The 5,338-nt window shown below is 51.6% G+C and carries 6 protein-coding genes; 3 read left to right on the top strand and 3 right to left on the bottom strand.

The features are described 5' to 3' along the window. Positions 1 to 142 precede the first annotated feature (142 nt). The 3 genes from ruvB to Q1K24_RS02445 are packed head-to-tail and all read left to right on the top strand — an operon-like array spanning position 143 to position 2,768. Positions 143 to 1,150: a Holliday junction branch migration DNA helicase RuvB gene (gene ruvB, locus Q1K24_RS02455; RefSeq protein WP_300365440.1), complete on the top strand. Its 1,008-nt coding sequence runs from the start codon at positions 143 to 145 to the stop codon at positions 1,148 to 1,150. Beyond that, complete coding sequence (locus Q1K24_RS02450) at positions 1,147 to 2,232, top strand: AI-2E family transporter (protein WP_300365437.1); 1,086 nt, start codon at positions 1,147 to 1,149, stop codon at positions 2,230 to 2,232. Before ruvB ends, Q1K24_RS02450 begins: the two co-directional genes overlap by 4 nt. Beyond that, positions 2,229 to 2,768, top strand: coding sequence for a TlpA disulfide reductase family protein (locus tag Q1K24_RS02445; RefSeq protein ID WP_300365434.1), 540 nt, complete (start codon positions 2,229 to 2,231; stop codon positions 2,766 to 2,768). Before Q1K24_RS02450 ends, Q1K24_RS02445 begins: the two co-directional genes overlap by 4 nt. Here Q1K24_RS02445 and lgt read toward each other — a convergent pair. From lgt to Q1K24_RS02430, 3 genes are read right to left on the bottom strand one after another with little or no spacing between them, the layout of a single operon-like run. Beyond that, the gene (gene lgt, locus Q1K24_RS02440) at positions 2,740 to 3,573 is read right to left on the bottom strand and encodes a prolipoprotein diacylglyceryl transferase (RefSeq protein ID WP_300365431.1); all 834 of its coding nucleotides are present in this window, start codon (positions 3,571 to 3,573) and stop codon (positions 2,740 to 2,742) included. The genes Q1K24_RS02445 and lgt overlap by 29 nt on opposite strands. 3 nt (positions 3,574 to 3,576) lie before the next feature. Next, entirely contained in the window at positions 3,577 to 3,945 is a 369-nt protein-coding gene (locus tag Q1K24_RS02435) for an META domain-containing protein (RefSeq protein WP_300365428.1), read from the bottom strand. Between the two features lie 55 nt (positions 3,946 to 4,000). Beyond that, positions 4,001 to 5,281, bottom strand: a complete 1,281-nt coding sequence (locus tag Q1K24_RS02430) for a (Fe-S)-binding protein (protein WP_300365425.1) — start codon at positions 5,279 to 5,281, stop codon at positions 4,001 to 4,003. Positions 5,282 to 5,338 lie beyond the last annotated feature (57 nt).

Below are 5,338 nucleotides of genomic sequence, written 5' to 3'. Positions count from 1 at the left end.
ACTGTTCACTGTTCCATCAGCAGAGGCCCGCTGCCGCGAAGTAAGCCGTGCCAGCACGGCGGCCCCGCTGCCAAAGCGGACTCAGCGTCAGCGTAGCCACGGCGGTTTCGCCGGTGTGGTGTGTTTGCCGGAGGCAAGATAGATGGAACGGATGGTCGAGATCGAAAAATTCGATTACGAAAACAGTTATGAAGCCTCCCTGCGGCCTTCCAGATGGGACGAATATATCGGGCAGGAGAAGATCAAAAAGAATCTGCAGGTCTTTATCGAAGCGAGTAAAAAACGTACCGAAGCCCTCGATCACGTCCTCTTTTTCGGCCCTCCCGGTCTCGGAAAAACAACGCTGGCCTACCTTATCGCCTCGGAAATGGAGAGCCAGATCAAAGTGACCGCCGCACCGATGATAGAAAAGAGCGGGGACCTCGCAGCGATTCTCACCAATCTCGAAGAGGGTGATATTCTTTTCATCGACGAAGTCCACAGGCTTTCGCCGGCGATCGAAGAGATTCTCTACCCTGCAATGGAGGATTACCGCCTCGATATCATCATCGGCAGCGGCCCGGCGGCCCAGACGATCAAACTCGATCTTCCCCGTTTCACGCTCATCGGTGCCACGACCCGTGCGGGCATGATCTCCAATCCTCTGCGGGAACGGTTCGGCATGCATTTTCGGATGCAGTTCTACGAAAGCAGGGAGCTCGCTAAAATCGTCCGGCAGGCTGCGGAGAAACTGGACAAGCCGTGCGACAGTGATGCCGCTTTGGAGATCGCCAGGCGCAGCCGCGGCACACCGCGCATCGCATTGCGCCTATTGCGGCGTGTGCGCGATTTCGCCGAAGTGGAGAACGAAACGGTTATCCACCTCGAACGGACAAAATTCGCACTTGATCAGCTCGGTGTCAATGAAGAGGGATTCGACGAACTCGATATCAAACTTCTGCGCCTTCTGATCGAAGCGCGCGGCAAACCCCTGGGACTCAGCACGATCGGTGCAGCCCTCAGCGAAGACGAGGGAACGATCGAGGATGTCATCGAACCCTATCTCCTGGCCAACGGCTACATCGAGCGCACGGCAAGAGGACGCATCGCGACACCGAAAACCTACGAGCATTTCAAACTTTCACCAAATCTGCAGGGTGGATTATTGTGAAACCCCAGTATTTCATCATTCTGCTTCTATTGATCTCGTGCTATTTTGTCTATCAGGTGTTCCATCCATTCATGCAGAATATCGCCATCGCAATCCTTCTGATGTTCGCGACTCTCGGTATCTCCAAACCATTCTGGAACCACTTTTCCAAACGGTGGCAGGTCAGTGCCGTCATGACTCTCCTGCTGGGTATCATGTTTTTCGCTCCTCTCGTCTATATGATCAATGCCATCGCGATTATGGTGACCCATATCGATCCTATTGCCATTCACGAACTGGTCGTCAAGACGGCCAACTATCTTCAGTCGATTTCGCTGCCGACCGAGCTGCTCTCACGATTCGGCATCGATCTCGACTCCGTCAACAGTGCGATCACCAACATATTCAGCGAAGAGAACATCAGCAAATACATCAAAAACACGATCGCCTTCCTGGGCTCCATGGCGGCCCACAGTGCCGTCTTTTTCAAAGATATGGTATTGATACTCATCTTCTATTTTTTCGCCTTTTTGTATGGTGAACAGATCGGTCATGCCGTCAAACGTCTGCTTCCTCTCGATACAGCGCAGACACAGCTGCTTTTCAATGAGCTGCACAACTCAATGGGTGTTGTCTTTTTCTCCATTCTGGCCACAGCCATTTTCGAAGGCACACTTTTCGCCATCATTGTTCTCTATTTCGGGCTCGATGCCATATTGCTGGGGATCCTTTACGGATTCGCCTCGCTCGTGCCCGTCGTCGGCGGCGCACTGATGTGGGTCCCCACATCCATCTATCTGTGGGTCACCCAGGGGGGAACGCAGGCCATCATAATGGCGCTCTATTCGATTGTCGTCATTTCGATTGTCGCCGACACCTTCATCAAACCGATCATCATCAAGGAGATCGACCACAAAATGCTCAAAGAGACCAACGCGATCAATGAGATTCTGGTCTTTTTCTCGATTATCGCCGGATTGACGACATACGGTTTCTGGGGCATGATCATCGGTCCTGCGATCACGACCGTTTTCATCGCCATTCTGAAACTCTACGAACAGTTTCAAAACCAATCAAAAACAACACTAAAGGAATTGACATGAAAAAACTTCTACTCTGGATACTCACGTTTTCTGCACTCTTTTTTCTGCCGCTTTCGGCCGAAGAGAGACCCAGCGTGAACATGCTGACATTCGAACTGAAAGCAGAGGGGGAGCCGACCCTGCATATCAAAGAGGAGCCCAACGGCATATCGATCAACGAGTACAAAGGGAAAGTGGTACTGCTCAACTTTTTCGGCAAACACTGCAAATGGTGCATGAAAGAGATTCCCCACCTGGTCGATATTCAAAAAGAGTTCAAAGAGAAGTTTCAGGTCATAGCCATCCATGCCCAGCAACCGATGACGCCGGGCGAACGCCATATGCTCGATAAAAAACTGCATTTCAACTATCCGATATACGAATACTCCGACAACCCCGATTTTGTCCAGTATATTGCCCATCGTGCGACTTGGGAAGGAGGTCTGCCTTTCTCAATCATCTTCGATCAGAACGGCAGCGCGGCAAAAATCATACCCGGATATGCCCCGAAAGAGGATCTCGAAAAGATTATCGAGGTTTTGACGAAACAGCCGTAGCCCGTTTCGCGAGCACACCATAACCGGCGATGCCGATTATGATCATGGCAAGCGACAGAAGCTGCCCCATCGTCATCCAGCCGCAGCAGACAAACCCGATCTGGATATCCGGCTGACGCCAGAATTCGGCGATGAAGCGTGCAAAGCCGTAAAATATGGCATAGAGAGCGATCAGCTCTCCTTCGAATCTCTGCCGTTTTCGATACAAAAAGAGGATCGATCCGACAACGATCCCCTCGAGCACGGCTTCGTACAATTGCGAAGGATGCCGAAGCGTATGATTGACATAGATGCCCCATGGAACCTCCGTAACGCGGCCGACCAGTTCCTGATTGAGAAAATTGCCGATACGTCCGAAAACGTATCCGATCGGCACGCTGATCGCCACGAGGTCCATCCACATCCAGAATGAGGTGTTCGTTTTACGGATGAAGAGCCATGTCGCCAGCAAAAAACCGATGACAGCACCATGGTAACTCATACCGCTGATGCCGGTAAAAGTGCCTCCCTGAAAGGGGTTGAATATCTGCCATGGATGGGTCAGGTAATAGAGTGTATGCGGGTCGTAAAAGAGAATATAGCCGAGCCTCGCACCGACGATCACGCCGATCTCGACGTAAATAAAAAAACTCTCCAGCGTTTTGTCGTCGATCGGGTAGCGATCCCGTTTGACATACCATTTGGCAGCGTATAGCGCCGTAACGAGCGCCAAGACGTACATGATGCCGTACCAATGGACTTTGAGGGGCCCGATCGTGAAGGCGATGGGATCGAACTGTCCATAGATATGCTGCCAGAACTCCACGGATCACTGCTCTTTCGAGAAAATCAGGCGATGCTCGTCGTCGAAAATCTGCAGGTGACCTTCTTCATCGAAATTCCACCATTTAGTCCCATGAAACATCGTGAAAAGCTTTCGCTCCAGATCACCCTGCGGCCCCATGCAATATTTCCGCGTCGAACCGATCGGACCAAACGAGATCGTTGTCGATGTCAATTCGCTCTTTCCGAAGTATTGATTGCATCCGCTGAAACCCGAGATCCTTCCGCTCTTTTCAAAACGGATCGTCGCGGGATATTTCAGTGTGATCGTTTCGTTATCGTACATCTCGAGACGCCATGTCGTATCGTAGAGTTGTTCTTCGCAGGGTACATGGTTTTGCTGTATATTACCCACGGCGCATCCTTCCACAAAAAAGAGTACAAGGGTCGTCACTATCGAAAATAATACGTTACGCATGAGACTCCTCTAATGCTTCGGCGATCAGCTCAATCGGATTTTTAAAGACCGCTTTGCTGTCGGCCTGATAGAGGGCATTGCTCAGCTGCATGCGGCAGGCACTGCATTCAGCCGCGACCACGTCGGCACCTGTGGCGTCGATCATTGCCGCTTTCGGTTTGCCGGCTGCTTCGGCAAGATGGAACTTTTCGGTCTGAATCGTCACACCGCCGAAACCGCAGCAACGGTTCGGATCGCTCATTTCGGCGAACCGGTAGTTTTGCTGAATCAGATTGCGCGGTTCCCTGTAGATACCCTGGACTTTTCTGGCATGGCAGGGATCGTGATAGGTGACAAGCATGTCGCTCCTTATCCCGCGTTCCTGCAACAGCTCAGATAGCTTCGTATGGTTGGCAAGCCACTCTGTCGCCATGAAAATCTTTTCGTTCAGCTTTTCGGCCCGAACCGCCCACTCCTCTTCACCACGATTTCGGAAAAAGAGGGCCCAGTCGTGCTTGATCATCGCCGAACAGGTCGCCTCGGGTACGATGATTGCATCGACATCGTCGATAAATCGTTCAAAATATTCGATATTCTGTTTTGTCAACACTTCGACAGTTCGAAAATCGCCTGTAAAATAGGCCGGTGCCGCACAGCACTTCTGCTCCTTGGCGAAAAAGACATCGATTTCAAGCGCTTTGAGTATCTTCACGAGGCCATGGCCGATACCGGTGTAGTTGTAATTGGCCAGACAGCCTATAAAGATGGCCACACGCCCTTTGCCGCCATGGTCGAGGTTCTCTTTGTAAGAGTTCAGGACGCTCGTACTCGCCATGCTAGGCAGCAGCCGGTCCTTCTTGATGATCGGCAGATTGAAACGGGGGGTCAGACCGCCGTACTTGTCGTTGCTCTGCACGGCACACGATTTGAACACATAGCCGAGTTTGCTGGCGACATCCATGATCTTTCGATGACGCAGCAGGAAGAAGAAGAGGCGTTTGAACCAGGCGATGCCGTACTTGTCCGCAATCTCTCTGCGCACCTCTTCGATGACCATATCGGTCGGCAGATCGTTGGGACAGACGTCAACACAGTTTGTGCAGAGAAAACAGCTTTCGAAAATATCCTTCGCCGTTCTGTCGAGCTCCAGCTCGCCCCGCTCATGCGCTCCCAGCAGATCGATGAAACCACGTGGACTTGTCACTTCGTCAGCATGGACGTTATGGATGGTACAAACCGGAATACACTTCCCGCACTTGATACAGGCGTCGCTGACCGATGTGTAGTTGAACACGCTACTTCTCCCGATGGAGGCGGCAAAGCCGCATCCAATATTTTTCACTTTTCACTT

This window comes from Hydrogenimonas sp. (genome assembly GCF_029932565.1).
Lineage (GTDB): Bacteria > Campylobacterota > Campylobacteria > Campylobacterales > Hydrogenimonadaceae > Hydrogenimonas.
Note: the sequence above shows the minus strand (reverse complement) of the source record. Positions and strands in the feature narration are given on the sequence as shown.

Bases quoted from the DNA above. Each gene is read 5' to 3' on its own strand.
- Q1K24_RS02445 (WP_300365434.1), top strand. From the start codon at position 2,229: ATGAAAAAACTTCTACTCTGGATACTCACGTTTTCTGCACTCTTTTTT.
- ruvB (WP_300365440.1), top strand. From the start codon at position 143: ATGGAACGGATGGTCGAGATCGAAAAATTCGATTACGAAAACAGTTAT.